Source organism: Streptomyces sp. NBC_00659 (assembly GCF_036226925.1).
Taxonomy (GTDB): domain Bacteria; phylum Actinomycetota; class Actinomycetes; order Streptomycetales; family Streptomycetaceae; genus Streptomyces.
In genome coordinates, this window is the sequence record NZ_CP109031.1 from 5,301,385 (window position 1) to 5,322,550 (window position 21,166).

At 72.2% G+C, this 21,166-nt stretch carries 13 protein-coding genes and 1 tRNA gene; 12 read left to right on the forward strand and 2 right to left on the reverse strand.

Annotated features, from left to right (window positions below; all coding sequences use genetic code 11):
- Nucleotides 1–164: 164 nt before the first annotated feature.
- The 7 genes from tmk (at nucleotide 165) to OG410_RS23125 (ending at nucleotide 10,208) form a co-directional block, all read left to right on the forward strand.
- A complete protein-coding gene (gene tmk, locus OG410_RS23095) occupies nucleotides 165–3,506 on the forward strand; it encodes a dTMP kinase (protein ID WP_329300948.1) in 3,342 nt (1,113 codons plus the stop codon).
- Nucleotides 3,507–3,863: 357 nt separating this feature from the next.
- A complete protein-coding gene (locus OG410_RS23100) occupies nucleotides 3,864–5,069 on the forward strand; it encodes a DNA polymerase III subunit delta' (protein WP_329300949.1) in 1,206 nt (401 codons plus the stop codon).
- 178 nt (nucleotides 5,070–5,247) lie between these two features.
- Nucleotides 5,248–6,834 carry an alpha/beta hydrolase gene (locus tag OG410_RS23105; protein ID WP_329300950.1) on the forward strand — a complete coding sequence of 529 codons (1,587 nt, stop codon included), beginning with the start codon at nucleotides 5,248–5,250 and terminating at the stop codon, nucleotides 6,832–6,834.
- A gap of 108 nt (nucleotides 6,835–6,942) precedes the next feature.
- Nucleotides 6,943–7,016, forward strand: a tRNA-Thr gene (locus OG410_RS23110).
- Between the two features lie 578 nt (nucleotides 7,017–7,594).
- Nucleotides 7,595–8,338, forward strand: coding sequence for an IPT/TIG domain-containing protein (locus OG410_RS23115; protein WP_329300951.1), 744 nt, complete (start codon nucleotides 7,595–7,597; stop codon nucleotides 8,336–8,338).
- 161 nt (nucleotides 8,339–8,499) lie between these two features.
- Entirely contained in the window at nucleotides 8,500–9,504 is a 1,005-nt protein-coding gene (locus OG410_RS23120) for an IPT/TIG domain-containing protein (RefSeq protein ID WP_329300952.1), read from the forward strand.
- Nucleotides 9,505–9,740: 236 nt separating this feature from the next.
- Nucleotides 9,741–10,208: an Ig-like domain-containing protein gene (locus OG410_RS23125; protein ID WP_329300953.1), complete on the forward strand. Its 468-nt coding sequence runs from the start codon at nucleotides 9,741–9,743 to the stop codon at nucleotides 10,206–10,208.
- Nucleotides 10,209–10,316: 108 nt separating this feature from the next.
- On the opposite strand, the gene OG410_RS23130 is transcribed toward OG410_RS23125, so the two are convergent.
- Entirely contained in the window at nucleotides 10,317–10,874 is a 558-nt protein-coding gene (locus tag OG410_RS23130; RefSeq protein ID WP_329300954.1) for an NADPH-dependent F420 reductase, read from the reverse strand.
- A gap of 103 nt (nucleotides 10,875–10,977) precedes the next feature.
- Between OG410_RS23130 and OG410_RS23135 the strand changes: the two genes are divergently transcribed.
- The gene (locus OG410_RS23135) at nucleotides 10,978–11,469 is read left to right on the forward strand and encodes a MarR family winged helix-turn-helix transcriptional regulator (RefSeq protein ID WP_329300955.1); all 492 of its coding nucleotides are present in this window, start codon (nucleotides 10,978–10,980) and stop codon (nucleotides 11,467–11,469) included.
- Between the two features lie 224 nt (nucleotides 11,470–11,693).
- Nucleotides 11,694–13,307: an MFS transporter gene (locus OG410_RS23140; RefSeq protein WP_329300956.1), complete on the forward strand. Its 1,614-nt coding sequence runs from the start codon at nucleotides 11,694–11,696 to the stop codon at nucleotides 13,305–13,307.
- A 96-nt stretch (nucleotides 13,308–13,403) separates the two neighbouring features.
- Here OG410_RS23140 and OG410_RS23145 read toward each other — a convergent pair whose 3' ends face one another.
- The gene (locus tag OG410_RS23145; RefSeq protein ID WP_329300957.1) at nucleotides 13,404–14,966 is read right to left on the reverse strand and encodes an APC family permease; all 1,563 of its coding nucleotides are present in this window, start codon (nucleotides 14,964–14,966) and stop codon (nucleotides 13,404–13,406) included.
- 647 nt (nucleotides 14,967–15,613) lie between these two features.
- Between OG410_RS23145 and OG410_RS23150 the strand changes: the two genes are divergently transcribed.
- From OG410_RS23150 to OG410_RS23160, 3 genes are all read left to right on the forward strand, one after another.
- Nucleotides 15,614–15,787 (forward strand): hypothetical protein, encoded by a 174-nt coding sequence (locus OG410_RS23150; RefSeq protein WP_329300958.1) that lies wholly within the window; start codon nucleotides 15,614–15,616, stop codon nucleotides 15,785–15,787.
- Nucleotides 15,788–15,900: 113 nt separating this feature from the next.
- A complete protein-coding gene (locus OG410_RS23155) occupies nucleotides 15,901–16,815 on the forward strand; it encodes a glycosyltransferase family 2 protein (RefSeq protein ID WP_392964607.1) in 915 nt (304 codons plus the stop codon).
- A 438-nt stretch (nucleotides 16,816–17,253) separates the two neighbouring features.
- Nucleotides 17,254–21,165 (forward strand): AfsR/SARP family transcriptional regulator, encoded by a 3,912-nt coding sequence (locus OG410_RS23160; RefSeq protein WP_329300959.1) that lies wholly within the window; start codon nucleotides 17,254–17,256, stop codon nucleotides 21,163–21,165.
- The last annotated feature ends 1 nt before the right edge of the window (nucleotide 21,166 follow it).

Here is a 21,166-nt window from a genome sequence, read left to right on the forward strand (position 1 = left end):
GCGGCTTCCGAGCCGCAGTCCTCCGAAATTTCCGCGATTCCGGTGGCCTCCAACGGGACCGGGCCCACGTCAGAGAGCGGAAGCCCCTACACCATTTGGTGTGGGGGCGTCCGTTTGTTCGGGCACCCCTTCGGGGAGTCAGTGGGTCCGGATAGGCTGGCAGGATGACGCGATCCGAGCAGCCAACGGCCCACAATTGGGCCCCCGACGAAGCCCTGGTCGCGGATTCGCGCGAGCGTGCCGTCCGCGCCCTGCTGCGTCAACCGCAGCTGAAGCGGTTGTGGAGCGCACACCTCGTGGGGGGTGTCGCGGACGTGCTGGCCCTGCTCGTCCTGGTCGTCCTCGCCCTCCAGGCGGCGATCTCCGAGGGGTCCTTCGGCGGTGGCGCCCGCGGGGCCGCCCTCGCCGTGGCGGCCGTCTTCGGGGCGCGCGTCCTGGCGACCCTGCTCTTCGGAGCCGTGCTCCTGGGGCCCCTGACGTCGCTCACCTCCCCCGACGGACCCCTCGACCGGCGCTGGACCATGCTCGGAGCCGACGGCCTGCGAGCCGCGCTCCTCATCGTCGCACCCCTGTTCATCGACTGGACCCCGGACAAGGCGCTCGCCGTGGTCCTGGTCATCGTCTTCGTGTCCGGAGTCGCCGAGCGGTTCTGGACGGTCTGCCGGGAGAGCGCGGCGCCCGCGCTGCTGCCCGCGCCGCCGCTGGAGGGCGCCACCGTGCGCCCGCTGCCGGACCACATGGACGCGCTGCGGCGGCTGTCCCTGCGTACCGCCTTCGCCGCGGTGCCGATCGCGGCTCTCGCCCTGGTCGCCGTCTCCCTCGTCAGCAACATGCTGGGCGCCGGGATCGACTGGTTCCACCTCCACCAGGTCGCCCTCGCCTCGTACGTGGCGGCCGGACTGTTCGCGGCCTCCCTGTCGGTGGTCACCGTCCTCGAACTGCCCGACGCCCGCACCCCGCGCGCGCGGTCGCCGCTCGAAGGACTGCGCCGCCCGAAGACGGGCACGGCCGACGACAAGGGCCGCACCGGCGCGATCCCGCTCCTGGTGCCGGCCTGCGCGGCCGTCGCCGGGGCGATCTCGGCCGCCGTCGCCGTCGCCGTGCTGGACGCCATCGACCTGGGCGGCGGACCGGTGCTCTACGGGCTGCTGGTGCTGGCCCTGACCGGCGGCGTCGTCGCCGGCATCCGCACCGCCCCCTCCCTGCTCCCGTCGCTGTCGCGGCGCAGGCTGCTCGCGCTCGCCATCGCCTTCACCGGGATCGCGCTGCTGGCCGCCGGTCTCGTCCCGGACGTCACCACCGTGCTGCTGATCCTGGCCTTCGCCGGCGTGGGCGCGGGTGTCGCGGCGAACACCGGCCACGCGCTGCTCGACCAGGAGACCGAGGACTACCGACGGGCCCGCACGACCGAGCACCTCCACGCGGTGGTACGGGTCTTCGTGGCGGTCGGCGCGATCGTGGCGCCGCTGGTGGCCGCGGCCATCGGTCCGCACCGCCTGGAGAACGGCAAGTTCGTGTTCGCGCACGGCGGCGCCGCCTTCACCCTGATGCTGGTCGGCGCCCTTCTGCTGCCCGTCGCCGCCCTGGTGCTCGCCAAGGTCGACGACCGTTCCGGCGTGCCGCTGCGCAAGGACCTGCTGGACGCGCTGCGCGGTGGCGACGACCCGGCGCAGGTGTCCGCCACGAGTGGCTTCTTCATCGTCCTGGAGGGCGGCGACGGGGCCGGCAAGTCCACACAGGCGCAGGTTCTCGCCGACTGGATCCGGGCCAAGGGCCACGAGGTCGTGGTGACCCGCGAGCCGGGCGCCACGCCGGTCGGAAAGCGGCTGCGCTCGATCCTCCTCGACGTGTCGTCCGCGGGCCTCTCGCACCGCGCCGAGGCCCTGCTGTACGCCGCCGACCGCGCGGAGCACGTCGACACGGTCGTCCGTCCCGCGCTGGAGCGGGGCGCGATCGTCATCTCCGACCGCTACATCGACTCGTCCGTGGCCTACCAGGGCGCGGGCCGCGATCTGTCCCCCACGGAGATCGCCCGCATCAACCGCTGGGCGACGGACGGGCTCGTACCGCATCTGACCGTTCTGCTGGACGTGTCGCCGGAAGCCGCCCGCGAGCGGTTCACCGAGGCGCCCGACCGGCTGGAGTCGGAGCCGGTCGAGTTCCACGCGCGCGTGCGGTCCGGTTTCCTGACGCTCGCCGCCGCCGACCCGGGCCGCTACCTGGTCGTCGACGCGGCACAGGAGCCCGAGGCCGTCACCACGGTCGTACGGCACCGGCTCGACGTGATGCTGCCCCTCTCCGAGGCCGAGGTGAAGGCCCAGGAGGAGGCGCGCAGGGCGGCCGAGGAGGAAGCCCGGCGCAAGGCCGAGGAAGAGGCCGCCCGCAAGGCGGAGGAGGAGCGCCTGGAGCGCGAGCGTCAGGCCCAGCTCGCGAAACTGCGCGCCGAGGAAGAAGAGCGCAAGCAGCGCGAGCTGGAAGAGGCCCAGCGGCGCGAGGCCGAGCGCCAGGCCGAGGAGGCCCGGCAGCGCGCCGAGGAGGCGCGCCGCCGCGCCGAGGAGGAGCGGGTCCGGCTTCTCGCCGAGGAAGAGGCCCGCGCCGCGGAGCAGGAGCGGGCGCGCAGGCAGGCCGAGGAGGAGGCGCGGTTGCGTGCCGAGGCCGAGGTGCGCCGCCTGGAGAAGCAGCGGAAGGCCGAGGAGGCGCTGCTGCGGGCCGAGGAGGCCCGGCGGATCGCCGCGGAGGCCGCCGCCGCTTCGGCGGCCGCGGCGGCTTCGGCCGAGGCCGTGGTGTCGAGCGCCGGTACGGCTCCGAAGCCCGACGTCCCGACGGGTTCGCAGACCGGCGCAGGGACGGGACGCGACGCCGATGAGGCCTCGAAGCCCTCGGCATCCCCGTCCGCTCCCGCTTCCGCTTCCGCGTCGGCCTCCAGGCCTTCATGGGCGGTTTCCGTGCCGGACAACGAGCCGACGGTGCCCACGCCGGTCGTGACCGACCCGGCGACGGTCGACGAGACTGCCGTGCTTCCGCCGGTACGACCGGGTGAGGGCCGCTCGGGCAGCCGCCTGGGATCCCGCTCCGACGTCGAGGACACGGCCACGCTTCCGAAGCCGCCGGTTCCGGGCGAGGCGGCGGACGAGACGGCGGTGCTGCCGCCCGTCTCCCCGGAACCGGGTGCGGCCGACGAGACGGCCGTCCTTCCTCCGGTACGGGGCAGGGGCGCGGGGACCAGGGCCGACGGGTCGTCCGGTGCCCCCGCGGACCGGATGCCCCGGGGCTTCTTCCGCGACGAGCGGCCGGCGGCGGGACCCGAGGGTCCCTCCGACCGCACGCGGGAGCTGCCGCAGGTGGACGAGACGGGCGCCCCGCGCCGCAGGCCGCGTCCCGACTGGGCCGAGGAGACCCCGCTCGACGACCTCCCGAGCCTGGCGGACGAACTGCTCGGCCCGCGCGAGGACGAGGACGACTGGGACGAGGGGCACGGCCGCGGCCGGGGCGGACGACGACGCTAGTCCGCCCCGCCGCCTGGGGCTATGGCCTGGCAGGCGGTAGGGCGGCAGGCGGCGGTGACGCGGGGAACGCGGAGCCGACGGCGCATGCTGACGGCTGGCGCCTGGCGCCTGGCGACTGGCAGCTGGTGGGTGACGGCCGATGGCTGGGCTCGGGGCCGTCTGCCGGTCGGTGTCCGGTGGGCCGAGGTTCGCGGTCGGCGGGGGCGGTGCGACCCTGGCGCGGTCGGCGGTCGGCGGTCGGCGGTCGGCGGTCGGCGGTCGGTCCGGATCCGGTGCACGGGCGGGTGTGCCCCGGTTGTCAGTGGCGACCCGCACAATGGACGACACGAGACAAAGTGCGACGGAAAGGCGGAGCCCATGCCTGTGTGGGACGACCTGGTGGGCCAGGAGAAGGTGAGCGAACAGCTCGCCGCCGCTGCCCGGGACGCCGACACCCTCGTCACGGCGGTCGCCGCGAAGACCCCGCCTCCCGAGGCGTCCAAGATGACGCACGCCTGGCTGTTCACGGGTCCGCCCGGATCGGGCCGCTCCACGGCCGCCCGGGCGTTCGCGGCCGCGTTGCAGTGCGTGAGCCCTGACCGCGCGCTCGGCGGAATTCCCGGCTGCGGGTTCTGCGACGGCTGTCATACGAGCCTGGTCGGCACCCACGCCGACGTGCAGATCGTCCGCACCGATCTGCTCTCCATCGGTGTCAAGGAGACCCGCGACCTGGTCCGCCGCGCCCAGCTGTCCCCCGCGGGCGGCCGCTGGCAGGTCATCGTCCTGGAGGACGCGGACCGTCTCACGGAGGGCGCGGGCAACGTCCTGCTCAAGGCCGTCGAGGAACCCGCCCCCCGTACGGTCTGGCTCCTTTGTGCGCCGTCCATCGAGGACGTACTGCCCACCATCCGCTCCCGCTGCCGGCTGCTCACGCTGCGCACCCCTCCGGTCGACGCCGTGGCCGACATCCTCATCCGCCGTGACGGCATCGAGCCCGACGTCGCGGCGGCCGCCGCGCGCGCGACGCAGGGCCACATCGGGCGGGCCCGCCGCCTCGCGACGGACCCGAGCGCCCGTCAGCGCCGGGCCGCCGTCCTCAAGCTCCCGCTGCGGATCGACGACATCGGTGGCTGCCTCAAAGCGGCCCAGGAGCTGATCGACACGGCTTCCGAAGACGCGAAGCAGCTCGCCGAGGAGGTCGACGTCAAGGAGACGGACGAGCTGAAGGCGGCGCTCGGTGCGGTGCAGGGCGGCCGGATGCCACGGGGCACGGCGGGCGTCATGAAGGATCTGGAGGACCGGCAGAAGCGCCGAAGAACGCGGACGCAGCGGGACAGCCTGGATCTGGCGCTGATCGACCTCACCGGCTTCTACCGCGATGTGCTCGCCCTTCAGCTGGGATCCCGTCTGGCCATCGCCAACGCGGAGGCGGAGGACACGCTGGAACGGCTGGCCCGCGGCAGTGCGCCGGAGTCGACCCTGCGCCGCATCGACGCGATCGCCGCGTGCCGTGAGGCACTCGACCGCAACGTGGCTCCGCTGCTGGCGGTGGAGGCGATGACGATGGCGCTCCGCGCGGGCTGATCCCCTCCTGCCCGTCCTGTCGGGGGCGACCCGACCGGGGGAGGGACTCGTTCGGGGCGACCTGTCCGCGGTACCCGTCCGGGGTGATCTGGCGGGTGGGCGGTTGACCCGGTCACTCGTACGAGCCGCTTCCGGGACTGAAGGTGATCAATTGATCGCGCAAGGTTACGCTCGCGAGATGCACATGAGGCGCACCACACGGCCGACCCGACCCCTCCGTGCGAGCGGCGTGCTGCTGGCCGCCGCGGCGCTGCTCGTCTCCGCCTGCTCCTCCTCGGGAAGTTCCACGACGGCGGCCGCGACGACCGAGGCGGTGCTCACCGCGCTGCCGCGCGCCACACCCTCGGCACTGGCGCCGTACTACGGGCAGAAGCTGAACTGGCGCAGCTGTGGTGTCCCCGGCTTCGAGTGCGCCACGATGAAGGCGCCGCTGGACTACGCGAAGCCCGGCTCGGGAGACGTCAGGCTGGCGGTTTCCCGCAAGAAGGCCACAGGCCCGGGCAAGCGGCTCGGTTCGCTGCTGGTCAACCCGGGAGGGCCGGGCGGTTCGGCGGTCGGCTATCTCCAGTCGTACGCCGGGATCGGCTATCCGGCGGACGTCCGTGCCCGCTACGACATGGTCGCGGTCGACCCGCGGGGAGTGGCCCGCAGCGAACCGGTCGAATGCCTCAACGGCCGCGCGATGGACGCGTTCACACAGACGGACACCACGCCGGACGACGGCCGGGAGACGGGCCGGCTCGTCGAGGCGTTCAAGAAGTTCGCCGAGGGCTGCGGCGCGCACTCGCCCGATCTGCTCCGGCACGTCTCCACGGTCGAGGCGGCCCGCGACATGGACATCCTGCGGGCCGTACTGGGCGACGAGAAGCTGACGTATGTGGGGGCGTCGTACGGGACGTTCCTGGGCGCGACGTACGCGGGCCTCTACCCGGACCGGGTGGGCCGGTTGGTGCTGGACGGAGCGCTGGACCCGTCACTGAACGCGCGCAAGCTCAACGAGGAGCAGACGGCGGGGTTCGAGACGGCGTTCCAGTCCTTCGCGAAGGACTGCGTACAGCAAAGCGACTGTCCCCTCGGCGACGCGGGCACGAGCCCCGACGAGGTGGGCAGGAACCTGAAGGCGTTCTTCCAGCAGTTGGACAAGACGCCCATCCCGACGGGTGACCCGGACGGCCGCAAGCTCGGAGAGGCGCTCGCGACGACCGGGGTGATCGCCGCGATGTACGACGAGACGGCGTGGCCGCAGCTGCGTGACGCGCTCACCTCCGCGATGAAGCAGAACGACGGCGCGGGTCTGCTCGCCCTCTCCGACAGCTACTACGAGCGGGACGCCGACGGTCGGTACGCGAACCTGATGTCCGCGAACGCCGCCGTGAACTGCCTCGACCTGCCGCCCGCTTTCTCGGGCCCGGACCAGGTGGAGCAGTCGCTCCCCTCCTTCGAGAAGGCGTCCCCCGTCTTCGGTGAGGGCCTGGCCTGGGCCTCGCTGAACTGCGGGTACTGGCCGGTCAGGAACACCGGCGAGCCCCATCGCATCGAGGCCGAGGGCGCGGCGCCGATCCTCGTCGTCGGCACCACCCGGGACCCTGCGACCCCGTATCCCTGGGCGCAGTCCCTGGCCTCCCAGCTCTCCTCCGGCACGCTCCTGACCTACGTCGGCGACGGTCACACCGCCTACGGCCGCGGCAGCACCTGCATCGACTCCACGATCAACCGCTACCTCCTCCAGGGCACCCCTCCGGAGAAGGGAAAACGCTGCTCATAGCCATGCCGAGCAGGTGCGGAGCGCCTTCCCCGGGGCGTGTACGGAGCACTCCGGGAAACTGTGTAGACTTACCGACGTTGCTGATCGCACCATAGGTGTGGACAGCGCGCCGCCTTAGCTCAGATGGCCAGAGCAACGCACTCGTAATGCGTAGGTCTCGGGTTCGAATCCCGAAGGCGGCTCTGTGGAAGCCTCAGGACTCACTCGCCGTGACCTGGGGCTTTTGCTTTTGCCGGATAGGGCGGCGGCGCCGTGCACGGGCACGAAGGTGTCTCCCGTGCGGCGCATCGCGTCCTGGCGTCCTTCGATGGACACGAGCGGCCCTTCACGTAGCAGCGCGGTCTGACTGAACCGTGTGTGCCGCAGGATTTCCATGACTGTCGGCAGGTCCACCCCCGGCCCGTTCAGGATCGTGCCCTTCGGGCTGTTCCGTATGGCCCGGCAGGTGACCGCGTACCACCCGAAGGCGCCGCCGCACGCCCGGCGCGCTCCGCCAAACGGTTGATACCGTGTCAATTCCCTTGATGAAGAGATCACTCTGATGGGTCAATTCAGGTGTCTGCATCAATGGGCGATGATCCCTCGACTCCCCGCGGACAAGCCTCCCTCCCGGGACTGAACTCATCCCGTCCGGACGGGCTTCCGCACGTTCCCATCTGCCGGCGGCCGGACGTGTCGGCCTGAGCCGGTTCGGGACGTCCGCGGATCGGAACGCCCGGTCGCTGCTCGGAGAAGACCTCCGAGTGAGGAGGAACCCCCCATGCCTATCAGTCCCAACCAAGGCTCCACCAGCGGCGGAACAACCGTCACGATCACCGGCGTGAACCTGTCCGGTGCCACCGCCGTCCACTTCGGGTCCCGGACGGCCACGATCACCGCGAACACCCCGACCTCGATCACCGTCATCGCCCCCGCGGGCTGCGGCGTCGTCGACGTCAATGTGACGACCGCGGGAGGGACGAGCAACTCGCTCTCCTTCTTCTACATCAGCCCGCCGATCGCGGTGTCCCTCGGCCCGGGCTCCGGTCCGACCGCGGGCGGCAACACGGTCACCGTCAACGGCTACGGCCTCTCCACGGCCACCGCCGTGTCCTTCGGCTCCAACAGCGCGACCCCGACGGTCGTCTCGGACAGCCGGCTGTCGGTGGCCGCTCCGGCCGGCAGCTCCAGCGGCTCCGTCGAGGTCACCGTCACCACCACCGGGGGCACGACCGCTCCGCTCGCCTACGCCTACGTCGACGCGCCGACACTGGTCTCGCTCACACCCACCTCGGGATCGACATCCGGCGGCACCTCGGTGACCGTCAACGGCACCGGTCTGGCGTCCACCACGGCCGTCACCTTCGGCGGCGTCACCGCGTCCTTCGCCGTGCTGAACAGCACCACGCTGGTGGCCGTCACCCCGTCCGGCTCCGCAGGTTCCGTCGATGTGGCCGTGACCACCGGGGGCGGTGGCGCGACCCTCGGCGACGGCTTCACCTACGTGTCCGGGCCCGGCATCTGACGGCGTCCCGGACACACGGCCGCGCACGGCTCCGGTCCGCTCCGGCGGTCCACCGGTCCGTGCCCAGCGGAAGCGGTGCGGGCTCGTGCACGGCTGCCGGCACCGCTTCCGTGCCCCCAGTTCGCGGCCCAGCCAGGCCGACCACACCCCTTGGAGTCACCGTGGCCCCTCCCGTCCTCACGTCGGTCGTGCCCAACACGGGTCCGGCGGCGGGCACCAATCCCGTGACCCTGAACGGAAGCCAGTTCACCGGCGCCACCGCCGTCACGTTCGGATCCGCGGCCGCCCTGTCGTACACGGTCAACACCCCGTCGACGATCACGGCGACCGTCCCGCCCGGAACCGGCACGGTCAGCGTCACCGTGCGCACACCCGCCGGGCTCAGCAACACGGTCGCCTACACCTACGCGCCCACGCCCGCCCTCAGCGCGATCGCGCCGAACCAGGGCCCGACGTCCGGCGGGATCAGCGTGGTCCTCACCGGTACCGGCCTCACGGGGGCCACCGCCGTCACCTTCGGCGGCACCCCCGCGACCTCCTACACCGTCAACTCGGCCACCCAGATCACCGCCGTCACACCGGCCGGCACCGGCGCGGTGGCGGTCACCGCGACCACCGTCGGCGGCACCTCGGGGCCGGTGTTCTTCTACTACCTCAACGCGCCCTCGCTGCTGTCCGTCTCGCCCGCCGAGGGCCCGGCGACCGGCGGGATCAGCGTGGTCCTCACCGGTACCGGCCTCACGGGGGCCACCGCCGTCACCTTCGGCGGCACCCCCGCGACCTCCTACACCGTCAACTCGGCCACCCGGATCACCGCGGTCACCCCGCCCGGCACCGGCTCCGTCGCGTGCACCGTCACCGGTCCCGGCGGCACCAGCAACTCCGTCGTCTACACCTACCTCGCGGCGCCGACGCTGACCGCGCTCTCGCCCGCGCAGGGGCCGACGGACGCGGGCACCGCCGTGACCCTGACCGGCACCGGGCTGACCACGACGTTCGCGGTCCACTTCGGCAGCGCACCGGCGGCCTTCACCGTGGTGTCGGACACGACCGCGGTCGCGATCGCCCCGGCGGGTCCGGCGGGTTCGGTGCCGGTGAGCGTCACGACGTCGGGCGGCACCAGTAACTCGCTCGCCTACCAGCGACTCGCGCCTCCCGCGATCTAGGGGCTGTCCCCACGGCATCGGCACCACCGGCCCGCGCCCGCCCCGAGCCACCGGCCCGCTCCGGTCCATTCGAGCGAGCCGATGACTCGGGTGGGTCCGCCGGGCCCGCGCCTCCCGCGTATGCCATCAAAAGCGGCCTAGGGTCACGCTCCGAACGGTTACGGCGAACCCCTGCCTGACGATCAGACCGAGGAGGCCCCTCAGTGAAAGCGTGTCGTGCGCGCAAAGCCGGAGTCATGGTCGCCGCAGCGGCGGCGGCCACAGTGCTGTTCCTCGCTCCGTCGGCTGCCGCCGCCGATCCGTCGTCGACCACGGTTCAGGCCACACCCTCCTCGGCGACGACCGGGCAACTGGTGACCCTCGACGCGACGGTGACCTGCAGCTCGGACCCGAGCGGCGGCCTCGGCGTGTCGTTCTTCGACGGCGTGAACCTCCTCGCGACCGCACCCGTCTCCGCCGACGGACACTCCTCGCTGGCCACCGGTTTCACGACCACCGGAACACACACCATCACCGCCGCCTACAACGGCGACGACAGCTGTGGCGCTTCGAGCGCCACCACCACCGTCACCGTGTCCGAGGCCCCGGCTCCCCCGGCAGGCAGCCCGGGCTGCCTGCTGTGCGGGCTGATCGACTTCCACGTCGGGGACATCCACAATGAGGTCAACATCGACAGCCACAATGTGACGCGCATCCACAAGTGAGCCCGGCCCGCCGGCCGCTGGACGCGCGCGAGGGGTGCCACGGGCCCGTGGCACCCCTCGCGCGTTCGTTGAGAGAGGCTCGGGGCGTCGGCCCGCTGCCGCTTCGTGTCATGCTGCGGACACCCCCGCCGAGCTCACCCCCGACAGCGCCATCCGTTCCACCCGGCGTGCCTGGTCCAGGCTCCCGGCGTCGACGTAGGTGAAGGGGGTGGCGGCGCACAGCCGCAGGAACGTCCGCTTCGCCTCGGCGTCGTCGGAGATCACCCGGATGTCGGGGACGGCCGGGTCGGGGCACCCGTCGAACGCCTCCCACCACACGTTCTTGAAGGCGCCCACCAGCCGCGCCCCGGGGAACGCGGCGGCGAGGTCCTCGGTGCCGCCGACCGCCCAGGGGCCCACGAAGTCGATGTGACCGCCGGTGAACGGGTTGGTGATGTCCACCAGAATCTTCCCGCGCAGCCCGGACCGCCAGGGCCTGAGCTGCTGCACCGCTCCCTGGACGCCGAGGAAAGCGGGGACGATCACCGACGAGCGCGCGACGACCTCCTCGCAGCACCCGCCGGTCACGATCGCCCCGTCCGCACCCTTCGGACCGGTCACCCCCGTCACCCCATGTCCCCCGGCGTCCGAGCCGAGCAGCACCTCGTGTCCGGCCCGGGCGAACATCGCCGCCAGGGTGATGGCGATCCCGCCAGGGGGAGGGGTTCCCCGCCGGGGGAACCGTTGTATCTTCGATAGTGGAGACTGCCACGATCTAAGGAGTCGGCTCATGGTGCGCAGCGGTAACGCCGAGCAGCACGGGGCGTCCCCCCGGAAGGACTTTCTCATCGCCGAGCGGCCCGGCTACCTGCTGCACAAGGCGGGGCTGGTGCTGGTGGAGGATGTGGAGAAGTCGCTGGCCGGGGTCGGTATGCGCATCCGCGACTTCTTCGTGCTGGCCGCCCTGGCGGGCGGGCCCGAGCTCTCGCAGCAGGACCTGAGCCGGCTGCTCAATCTCGATCCGACCACGGTCGTGACGGTGATCGACGAGATGGAACGCAACGGGCATGTCGAGCGCCGGCGCAATCCGGCCGACCGGCGGCGCTACAACCTGATCCTCACGGACTCCGGCCGTGCGGCGCTCGCGACGGCGGACCGGGTGGCCACGGAGGTCGAGTCGGCGTTCTTCGGCGCACTCGCGGAGGATGATCGCGACGCGCTGCGCAGGATGCTCGGCGTCCTGATGGCGGGCCGCTGGCCCGCCTCCGTCTGCTCCGACTGACGCCCGCTTCCCGATCCGGAAGCCCGCGGTGCCGTGTCAACGGCGCCGCGGGCTTCTGTCGTTCCCGGTGGCTGTCACGCCGGGTGACCGCGCTCCGGCGAAGGGCAGGTGGCCGGTCCGGCCGACTCGCCGGCCGCTACCGAACGTCACGAGCGTTGACGCACGGCTTTCCAATCATCTAGATTTCCATCATCTAAAGATCCGGCTGATTGGAAGGTTCTCGCATGTCCGCAGAACGCGCTCCGTCGCCCACTAGGTGGTGGACACTCGGGATCGTCGCGTTGGGCTCGTTCATGCTGATGCTCGATCTGAGCGTGGTCTCCATCGCGCTCCCGCAGATCCACCGGTCCCTGGGCGGCAGCTTCGCCGACCTGCAGTGGGTGTTCGACGCCTACGCCCTGACGCTGGCGATCTTCCTGGTGGCGGCGGGCTCGCTCGCCGACCGGATCGGCCGCAAGAAGGTCTTCCAGGTCGGCTTCGCCATCTTCACCGTCGCCTCGCTGGCCTGCGGTCTGGCCGACGGATCCGGGCAGTTGAGCTGGTTCCGCGCCATCCAGGGTGTCGGCGCCGCCATCATGTTCGCGGTCGGTCCGGCGATGCTCAGTCACGAGTTCCACGGCAAGGAGAGGGCGACCGCCTTCACCGCGTTCGGCGCCGCCGTCGGTCTCGCCGTCGCCACCGGCCCGCTCATCGGCGGCTCGCTGATCAACGCGCTGTCCTGGCGCTGGATCTTCTACATCAACGTGCCGGTCGGTGCGCTCGCCCTCCTCGTCGGTGCGCTGCGCGTGCGTGAGTCGCTCAACAAGCGGGCCCACCCGACCGACTGGACCGGACTCGCCACCTTCAGCCTCGCGCTCGGGGCACTGGTCTTCGCCACCATCCGCGGCCCCGTGGAGGGCTGGACCAGCGGCACCACGCTCGGTCTGTACGCGGCCGGCGCGCTCTTCCTGGTGCTCTTCGTGGTCATCGAGCGCCGCCTGGGCGAGCGGGCCCTGATCGACCTCGCGTTCTTCCGCAGCCCCACCTTCGTGGGCATCTCCCTCGTCGCCATGATCGGCAACGCCGGAGCCCTGCCGTCGGTGTTCTTCGAGACCAGCTACCTGGAGAACATGCTGCACGTGGACGCCTGGGGCACGGGCCTGCGGTTCCTGCCGCTGACCGGCGCGATGTTCGTCGCCGGCGCGCTCGGCGGCGGGCTCATCGGCAAGGTCCCCTTCCGGGTGCTGCTGGGCGGCTCGACCGCGGTGATGGCCGTCGGCATCCTGTTCCTGAACCTCACCGAGGCCGATTCGTCCTGGACCGTGCTCGTCCCGGCGCTGGTCATCTCCGGCTTCGGCATGGGCGCCTTCAACCCGGCCAGGGCGGCGCTGGCCATCGGCGTCACGGAACCGGCCAAGGCCGGTGTCGCCTCCGGCATCAACGAGACCTTCCAGCAGGTCGGTATCGCGGTCGGTATCGCCGGCGTCGGCGCGTACTTCCAGCACAGCGTGGCCGACGACTTCACCTCCTCCGCGGTCGGCAGGCAGATGGGGAACGGTGCCGCCGAGGAGGCCGCGCACGGCATCAGCGCCGGCTCTCTCGACGCCGTCGCCAAGGCTTCGGGCCCCTTGCACGACAAGGTGCTGGCCACCGGGCAGGACGCGTTCATGAGCGCCTTCCACGGCGCCATGACCCTGAGCGCGATCCTCGGGTTCATCGCCGCGGTCATCGGCTTCACGATGCTGCGTACGAAGGATCTGCACGCCAGCGCGCTGTCGACCATTCCGCCGGACGTCGACGAGGACGGCGAAGAGCGGTCCGACGGTTCGCCGGACGTCGCGGTGGGCGCGTCGGCCTGACGCCACCGTCCCTCCGGAACCCCGCCCCGATGGCCTCTTCCCCCGCGCCACCGGGGCGGCTCACCGCTGTCCTGACCCGCACCCCTGACGTGCGGGTCAGTGGCCGTCCCGGTCGTGGGACGAGACCGGGATCGTCTCCTTGTGGAAGTAGGACGGGCGGAACGCGCTGTACAGGAGCATCAGGACGGCTCCGAGCAGAAGGGCGCCGACGCCGGTGACGAAGACGCCGCCGAGTTGCCGGTGCGGTGGGAACGGCAGGGTCCACGAGGTGCTGCCGTAGTCGGCGGCGGCGTACACGAAGCAGGCGTTGACGAAGAAGTAGAGGAGCATCAGGCCGCCCAGGCCCGGCATGATCCCGCGCGTCCAGAGGTCGTGCGGGCTGCGCGTGAGGACCTTGCGGTAGTACCAGACGCAGGCGAAGCCCGTGAGCCCGTAGTAGAAGGCGATCATCAGGCCGACCGAGCCGATGGAGTCGGCCAGCACGTTCTCGCTCGCCCTGGTCAGCAGGACGTAGAAGACGATCGAGGCGATGCCCATGCCCACGGTGGACCAGGTCGGGGTCAGGAACCGGGGGTGGATGCGGGCGAAGCGCTGCGGGAGGGCCTTGAACGCGGCCATGGACAGCGTGGTGCGGGCGGTCGGCAGGATGGTCGTCTGCGTGGAGGCCGCCGCCGAGGTCAGGACCATCACGATCAGGAGCTTGGTGGCGACCGTGCCCCAGCCCCCGGTGCCGAAGACCTCGGCGCCGAGACTGGAGAGGACGTCTCCGGAGTTGTCCGGGTTGCCCAGACCGATGCCCTGTTCGCCGACCCCCGCGAAGGCCTGCGCGGACGTGGTGACCATGAGGTAGACGAGCAGCAGGATGACGGTCGACATGACGGCCGCGCGGCCGGGAGTGCGGTCGCGGTCGACGGTCTCCTCGTTCACGGACACCGCGGTGTCCCAGCCCCAGTAGATGAACACTCCGGCGAGGATGCTCTTGGTCAGGTCGTCGAACGAGTTGATCTCGAAGGGGTTGAACCACGACCACGAGATCTCCGAGGAGACGTCCGGCGCCGTGCCGCCGTACACCTTGACCAGCGCGGTCACCGCCAGCAGACACAGCACCACGATCTCGATGCTGAGCAGCGCCTTCTGGAGGTTGGCCGAGAGCTCGATGCCGATGTAGCAGACCAGGGTCATGACGGCGATCCACAGCACGCCGACGAAGGTCACCCAGAACGTGTCCTGCGCCAGCCCGTCCGCGCCCACGAGCTGGAAGCCGTACGAGCCGGCGATCTGGGCCAGGTTGGCCATCACGATGATGTCGGCCGCGACGATGCCCCAGCCGCCCAGCCAGCCGGTACGGGGGCCGAAGGCCCTGGCCGCCCAGGTGAACGTCGTGCCGCAGTCGGGATCGGCCCGGTTCAGCTCCTTGTAGCCGTAGGCGATGAGGAACATCGGGACGAAGGCGAGGACGATCACGATCGGCGACTGGAAGCCCACGATGCCGACGATGATGCCGAGGGTCGCCGCGAGGCTGTAGGCGGGGGCCGTGGAGGCCAGCCCGATCACCGTGCTGGAGAACAGGCCCAGGGCGCCACCCTTGAGACCCTTGTCCGTGGCCCCGGGGCCCAGCGGTGGCAGTGGCGCGGGCGGCGGGACGGATGGTGAGCTCATGACGCCCTCCGGAACCTGGTGGCGCCCGCCCGCCGAGGTGGACCGGGCGCACGCTGTCCCCGGCCCGGGGAGCCTCGCGCATCCCGGGGACCATCGGGGACGTCCGGGGGGCCGGGCCGCTCCCACCAGCATGAACCCGCTCGCCGACAACTGGTAGTCGAGCCGCGTCCGGGGCGGCTGTCACACCTTCGCGCTCCCGCGCGTCGGACGGGACGCTCCCGCCCGTCGGACGGAGAACCCGCTGCCGGCGATCGAGGAGTTCCAGGAGTTCCAGGAGTTCCAGGAGTTCCGGGCGGGCCTGGGGAACCGGCCGGCCGGCCGCCCGTCGTCGAGCACCTCGACGTCAGGGGTGCGTACACGGGTCGGCCGGGCCGGGCGGTGTCATCCTGCGGGGATGACGGGATCCAGCGCGGCGGGCGGCGGGTACTCCGGTACCCCGTTGGCCCGGAAGATCGGCATCAAGGCGGGGTACCGGGTACGGCTCGTCCACGGCCCGCGGGACTGGGGGATTCCCGGGCTGCCCGAGGACTGCGAGGTCGGGGAGAGCGGCCCGGAGGGGGCGGACGTCACCGTCGCCTTTCTTCCGGGAGCGCGCCCGGCTCGCGGCACAGGCGGCCGGACTGGCCGCCGGCCTGTCCGACGAGGCCATGCTGTGGATCGCCTGGCCCCGCCGCGCGGCCGGGCACCGCAGCGACATCACGGAGAACGATCTGCGGGACCTCTTCCTGCCCCTCGGTGTCGTCGACGTGAAGGTGGCGGCCCTGGGGGAGGACTGGTCGGGGCTGAAATTCGTCCGCCGCAAGGAGAACAGGCGCTCCTGAACGCGGAGGTATGTGTCTAGATCAGGATGTACGCGCGGCGGACCTGACGGCGTACGTGAGGGGTCATCCCGGTGAACGACTAGCATCGCGGCACAGTTGTCGGCCGGGATGGGGTGGGTGTCGTGTCGCAGGCGGAGGAGGGGCCGCGGATCGCCGTTGCCGTGGTGACCATGGGCAACCGGCCCGTCGAGGTCGACGCGCTGCTCACTTCCGTGGCCAAGCAGGACGTGGCCCCCACCCGGATCGTGATCGTCGGCAACGGCTGCCCGCTGCCGGAGTTCGCCGAACGCCTCGGCCTGCCGGGCGAGGTGACCACGGTCGAACTGGACGACAACCTCGGCTGCCCCGGTGGCCGGAATGTGGGCCTGAGCCGGCTCCGTGAGTTCGGGGACGTGGACGTGGTCGTCGAACTCGACGACGACGGGCTCCTGGTGGACGGCGACGTGCTGCGCAAGGTGCGCGATCTGTACGCCGCCCGGCCGCGGCTCGGCATAGTCGGCTTCCGCATCGCCGACGAGCACGGGGAGACGCAGCGCCGCCATGTGCCGAGGGTCGGGGCCAAGGACCCGATGCGCGGGGGGCCGGTCACCGGCTTTCTCGGGGGCGGCCACGCGCTGTCCATGCCGATGCTCGCCGAGACGGGGGACTGGCCCGCCGAGTTCTTCTTCGCGCACGAGGAGACCGACCTCGCCTGGCGGGCGATCGACGCCGGCTGGACCGTGCTGTACGAGCCCGGACTGCTCCTCCAGCATCCCAAGACCTCGCCCGCCCGGCACGCCATCTACTACCGGGTGACCGCCCGCAACCGGGTCTGGCTCACCCGCCGCCGCCTGCCCCTGGCGCTGATCCCCGTGCACCTGGGGATCTGGATCGTGCTCACGCTCCTGCGGACGCGGTCGGTCGGTGGGTTGAGGGCCTGGTTCGGCGGATTCGCGGAAGGGCTGCGGCGTTCCGGCGGAGAGCGGCGCCCGATGCGGTGGCGGACGGTCTGGCGGCTCACCCGTCTCGGTCGTCCGCCGGTCATCTGAAGCCGGCTCGCCGGTCCCGTAAGCCGGTCCTGAGTGGGATTCCTCCAGGGGAATCCCGCCGGGAGTGCGGTACGAGGGTTCTTGAACGGGTTCCGTGCGGGGGTTCGGTACGGGTTCCGTGCGGGTTGCGTACGGAACCCGCACGGGAATTTCATACGGACGGAGGCCCCGGTCGATCACCTCAACGACCGGGGCCTCTCACGTCCCCGGATCCGGCCGCGGCGGCGACACTCCCCCGAGTTACGCGTAGTACGCGCGCACCGTCGGGCCAGATCCGATGGAATGATCACATCAGTCCCCGCCAACGGATCGCTAACATGAGGCCAACGGTTCCCTCGGGAACGATCACTTGATCGGCGTGAACTCGTCCTGGGAGGGCGTGAAACCGCCGTGGTGCGCGGCCTGCGCGGCCGGGCGGAGAGGCGATGGGGCGGTGTGATGCGGAACGGGCTGCGGTTCGGGCTGCTGGGGCCGCCGGTCCTGTACGGCGCCGAAGGCGAGATCGGCTCGATCGGCAGCCGGAAGATGCGTGCCCTGCTGGCCGCGCTGCTCCTCGAACCGGGCAGGGTCGTCTCCGTCGACGTGCTCAGGGACGCGCTGTGGGGCGGGGCCCCACCCGCCTCCGCCCAGGCGTCCCTCCAGAACCACGTGACCCGGCTGCGCCGTCTCCTCGATGATCCGGAACGCCTGCGCGCGGTACCGCCGGGGTACCTCCTGCGGGTCGGCGAGGGCGAGTTGGACGTCCGCGTCTTCGAGCGGCACGCCACCGTCGCGCGCGACGCGTACGCCGAGCGCGACTGGGATCGGGCGCTGCGCGAGTCCACCGCCGCGCTCGCGCTGTGGCGCGGCACCCCGCTCAGCGGCCTGCCGCCCGAGACCGGCGGGCACGCTTTCGTCCAGCGGCTGGAGGAAGCCCGGCTGCTCGTCCTGGAGTGGGGGTACGAGGCGGAGCTGCGCCTCGACCCGACGGCCTCCCGGCTCGACCGGCTGGCACCGGAACTGGCCGCCCGCACGGCCGAGCATCCGCTCCGCGAGTCGTTCCACCGGCTTCTCATGCTCGTGCTGCACCGCACCGGACGGCAGGCCGAGGCCCTCGCCGTCCACCGCGACCTGCGGGCCCGCCTGCTCGACGAACTCGGCATCGAGCCGGGACCGGCCGTGCGCAGGGCCCATCTGGAGATCCTGCGGGACAACGACCGGGTCCCCGGTGACGTCCACGCCGACGACGTGACCTCGGGCGGATCCGGCGCCGGAGACCGCGCCATGGGCGGGAGCGGATCCCGGGGCGGTGCGGGGCGCGGGGGTGGTGACCTGGGCCGGGACGAGAGCCGGGAGAGGGACGGCGACCGGGGGCGGTACGACGGCCGTGACCAGGACCGGAACCCGAGCGCGGACGGCAGCGGCGACCGGGCTCGGAGCAGGGTCGGCGACGGGGACGGCCATTGGGCCTGGAGCGGCGACGGGGACGGTGACGGCGACGCTGATTGGGCTCGGAACAGCGACGGCGACGACGACGGTGACGGGACCGTGGTCGCCGACGGGGGCAGCGGCAGCGACTGGGACACCGGCCGGAGCGCCGGCCGCGAGGACGACGGTGGCCGGTTCGGGAACGTCGGTCACGACGGCGGCGGTGACGGTGGCCGGGATGTGGACGATGAGGCGGTGGAGTCCGTGGCCGAGTCCGCCCGGGTCGAACAGGGCATCACCTCGCCTCCCCGCCCCGCTCAACTCCCGCCGCCCCCGGCACACTTCACCGGACGTGAGGACGTCCGTGACCGGCTGCTCCAGATCCTGGACCCGGAACACTCCGTGCGTCTCACGCACCCGCAGGACCCGGCCCACCCGGACTGCGGGCCCACCGCGAGAGCATCCGCAGACGCGTCCGCCCGTGCATCCGCCCGTGCGTTCATGGCACCCGGATTCGGTGCCACGACGATCGCCGGGGCGCCCGGCCTGCCAACCGGCGGGACAGCCGGACGGGCACCCGCCGGGGTGAACTCCGTTCGGACAAACGGCGATACGCAGGGCGCGGGGTACGGCGACCGCCCCTTCGGCGGTGACCCCGTCACCGGGCTGCCCCGTGTCGCGGTGATCAGCGGAATGGCGGGCGTCGGCAAGAGCGCGCTCGCGCTGCATGTCGCGCACGGACTGCGGGAACGTTTCACCGACGGCCAGCTGTACGTCAACCTGCACGGCGCCACCCCCGGCATGACCCCGCTCACCGCCGGTCAGGCGCTCGCCGCGCTCCTGCGCGACCTGGGGGCGGAACCCCGGCGCATCCCCGAACACCCCGACGCGGCGGCGGCGTTGCTCCGGTCGATGCTCGCGCCCACCCGCACCCTGATGGTGCTGGACGACGCGGCGCACGCCGCCCAGGTGCGGCCGCTGCTGCCGGCCGGCGCGGGCTGCGCGGTGATCGTGACGAGCCGCTCGCCGCTCACCGCGCTGGACGGCGCCGACCGTTTCCCGCTCGCGCCGCTGACGGACGAGGACAGCGCGGCCCTGCTCCGCGCGGTCTCCGGCCGCCGGGACGGACTCGACGGAGGTCACCCCCTAGTCGAACTCACCGGTCGGCTGCCACTCGCCCTGCGCGTCGTCGCGGCCCGTCTCGCCGCCCGCCGCGCCCTGACCCCCGACGTTCTCGCCGGTCAACTGGCGGCCACGGAAGGCCGGTTGCACCATCTGGAGTACGACGACCTGAGCGTGCGCCGTTCGCTCGCCGTCGCGTACGACGCGCTGCGCGCCTCCGAGCGCGAGGCCGACCGCGACGCGGCGCTCGCCCTGTGCCGTATCGGCGCGCTCGACCTGCCCGCCTACGGAGCCGCCCTCGTCGCCCGCCTCTCCGGCACCGACGAGCGTCGCGCCGAGGCCGCGCTCGACCGCCTCGTCGATGTCGCCCTCCTGGAGGAGACCGCGTACGGGCGGTACGCGCCGCACGATCTCGTACGGGATTTCGCCCGGGAGATCGCGGGCGCGGCGGAGTGCGTCGTCGCGACAGCGACAGCAGCGACAGCGACAGCAGCGGCAGCGGCAGTGTCGGCAGCGGCCGTGGGTGCAGGTGCAGGTGCAGGTGCGGGCGCCGGCGCGGGACTCGCGGCTACCGTGGCCGCTCCCGGAGGTGAGGCCGTCTCCGTCCGGGGCGGAGAGTTCGCCGCCGGTTCCGGTGGTGACGGTCCGGCCTTCCCGGGCGGTCACGGCGGTGTCGTACCTCTCGGTCATGACGCGGTCGTCGCCGAGCGTGCCCTGCGCTGGTACGCCGGTGTCGCCGCCCGCTCGCTGGAGGCGATCCTCGAACCCGGTCTCGACAGGGAGGACCGCGGCAGGCCGACCTCCTCGCAGCCGGCCGGGCACGCGGCGGACGTGGCGGCCACGCCCCCGTTCCGCTCCGGGCGGGAGGCCTTCGCCTGGGGCGACACGGAGCTGGCGAACGTGGTCGCGCTCGCGGAGCGGCACGCGCACGGCTCGCCGTACTTCCCCCTGCTGGCCCGCTTGCTCAACCCGTACGTCCAACGCAGTGGTCGCGTCGCCGAGTTGGAGGTCCTTCAGCGGGCCGCGCTCGCGGCGGCGCGTCTGCTCGGAGACGAGGCCGCCGAGGCGTACGCGCTCGGCGACCTCGGGGGCCTGCACTTCATGACGGGCCGGGTGGGTGAGGCTCTCACCCTGAACGACGAGGCGCTCGCGATCTGGAGCCGCCTCGGGGTGCGCTCCTGTCAGCGGCGGGCGCTGAACAACCGGGGCATGCTCCTGGAATCCCTCGGCCGTCATGCCGAGTCCGGCGAGGCCCTGCTGCAAAGCCTCGAGTTCTCGCGGGAGTTGGGCGACCCGCACATGGAGGCCATCACCTACAGCCACCTCGGCAACCTGTACGAGCACACCGACCCACGGGCCGCCATCGACCACCACAAGCGCAGTCTCGCGATCGGTGACGCCGTGCAGGACGTGATCATCCGGCACTCCGCGCACTGCAACATCGGCTACGCCCACCTCACGCTCGGCGAACCGGCCGCCGCCGTACCGCACTTCGAGGAGAGCCTGCGCATCCTGGGCGGCCACGGCGACTGGCACGGCGAGTCACAGACCAGGCTCGGCCTGGTGCGGGCCCTGCGCGGTGTCGGTCAGTGGGAACGGGCCACGCGTGAGTGCGATCTGCTGCGCTGCCGTGCCGACCGCCGTGCCGACCGGTACACCGGAGGCCTCGCCCGTCACCAGGCGGGCCTGCTGCTGCGGGAACGCGGCGACGCCGAAGCGGCCCACCGGGAGTGGACGTCGGCCTTGGAGGCCCTGGAGGAGACGGACAGCCCGGTGACGGGCGAACTGCGGGAGCTGCTGGCGCGGCAGACGGCCCGGTGAC

What these genes read in the sequence shown, in the direction of transcription:
- OG410_RS23150 (WP_329300958.1), top strand. Translation starts at nt 15,614, where the DNA reads ATGCTGTGGATCGCCTGGCCCCGCCGCGCGGCCGGGCACCGCAGCGAC.
- OG410_RS23130 (WP_329300954.1), bottom strand. Translation starts at nt 10,874, where the DNA reads ATGTTCGCCCGGGCCGGACACGAGGTGCTGCTCGGCTCGGACGCCGGG.
- OG410_RS23140 (WP_329300956.1), top strand. Translation starts at nt 11,694, where the DNA reads ATGTCCGCAGAACGCGCTCCGTCGCCCACTAGGTGGTGGACACTCGGG.
- OG410_RS23105 (WP_329300950.1), top strand. Translation starts at nt 5,248, where the DNA reads ATGCACATGAGGCGCACCACACGGCCGACCCGACCCCTCCGTGCGAGC.
- OG410_RS23100 (WP_329300949.1), top strand. Translation starts at nt 3,864, where the DNA reads ATGCCTGTGTGGGACGACCTGGTGGGCCAGGAGAAGGTGAGCGAACAG.
- tmk (WP_329300948.1), top strand. Translation starts at nt 165, where the DNA reads ATGACGCGATCCGAGCAGCCAACGGCCCACAATTGGGCCCCCGACGAA.
- OG410_RS23135 (WP_329300955.1), top strand. Translation starts at nt 10,978, where the DNA reads ATGGTGCGCAGCGGTAACGCCGAGCAGCACGGGGCGTCCCCCCGGAAG.
- OG410_RS23160 (WP_329300959.1), top strand. Translation starts at nt 17,254, where the DNA reads ATGCGGAACGGGCTGCGGTTCGGGCTGCTGGGGCCGCCGGTCCTGTAC.
- OG410_RS23115 (WP_329300951.1), top strand. Translation starts at nt 7,595, where the DNA reads ATGCCTATCAGTCCCAACCAAGGCTCCACCAGCGGCGGAACAACCGTC.
- OG410_RS23125 (WP_329300953.1), top strand. Translation starts at nt 9,741, where the DNA reads ATGGTCGCCGCAGCGGCGGCGGCCACAGTGCTGTTCCTCGCTCCGTCG.
- OG410_RS23145 (WP_329300957.1), bottom strand. Translation starts at nt 14,966, where the DNA reads ATGAGCTCACCATCCGTCCCGCCGCCCGCGCCACTGCCACCGCTGGGC.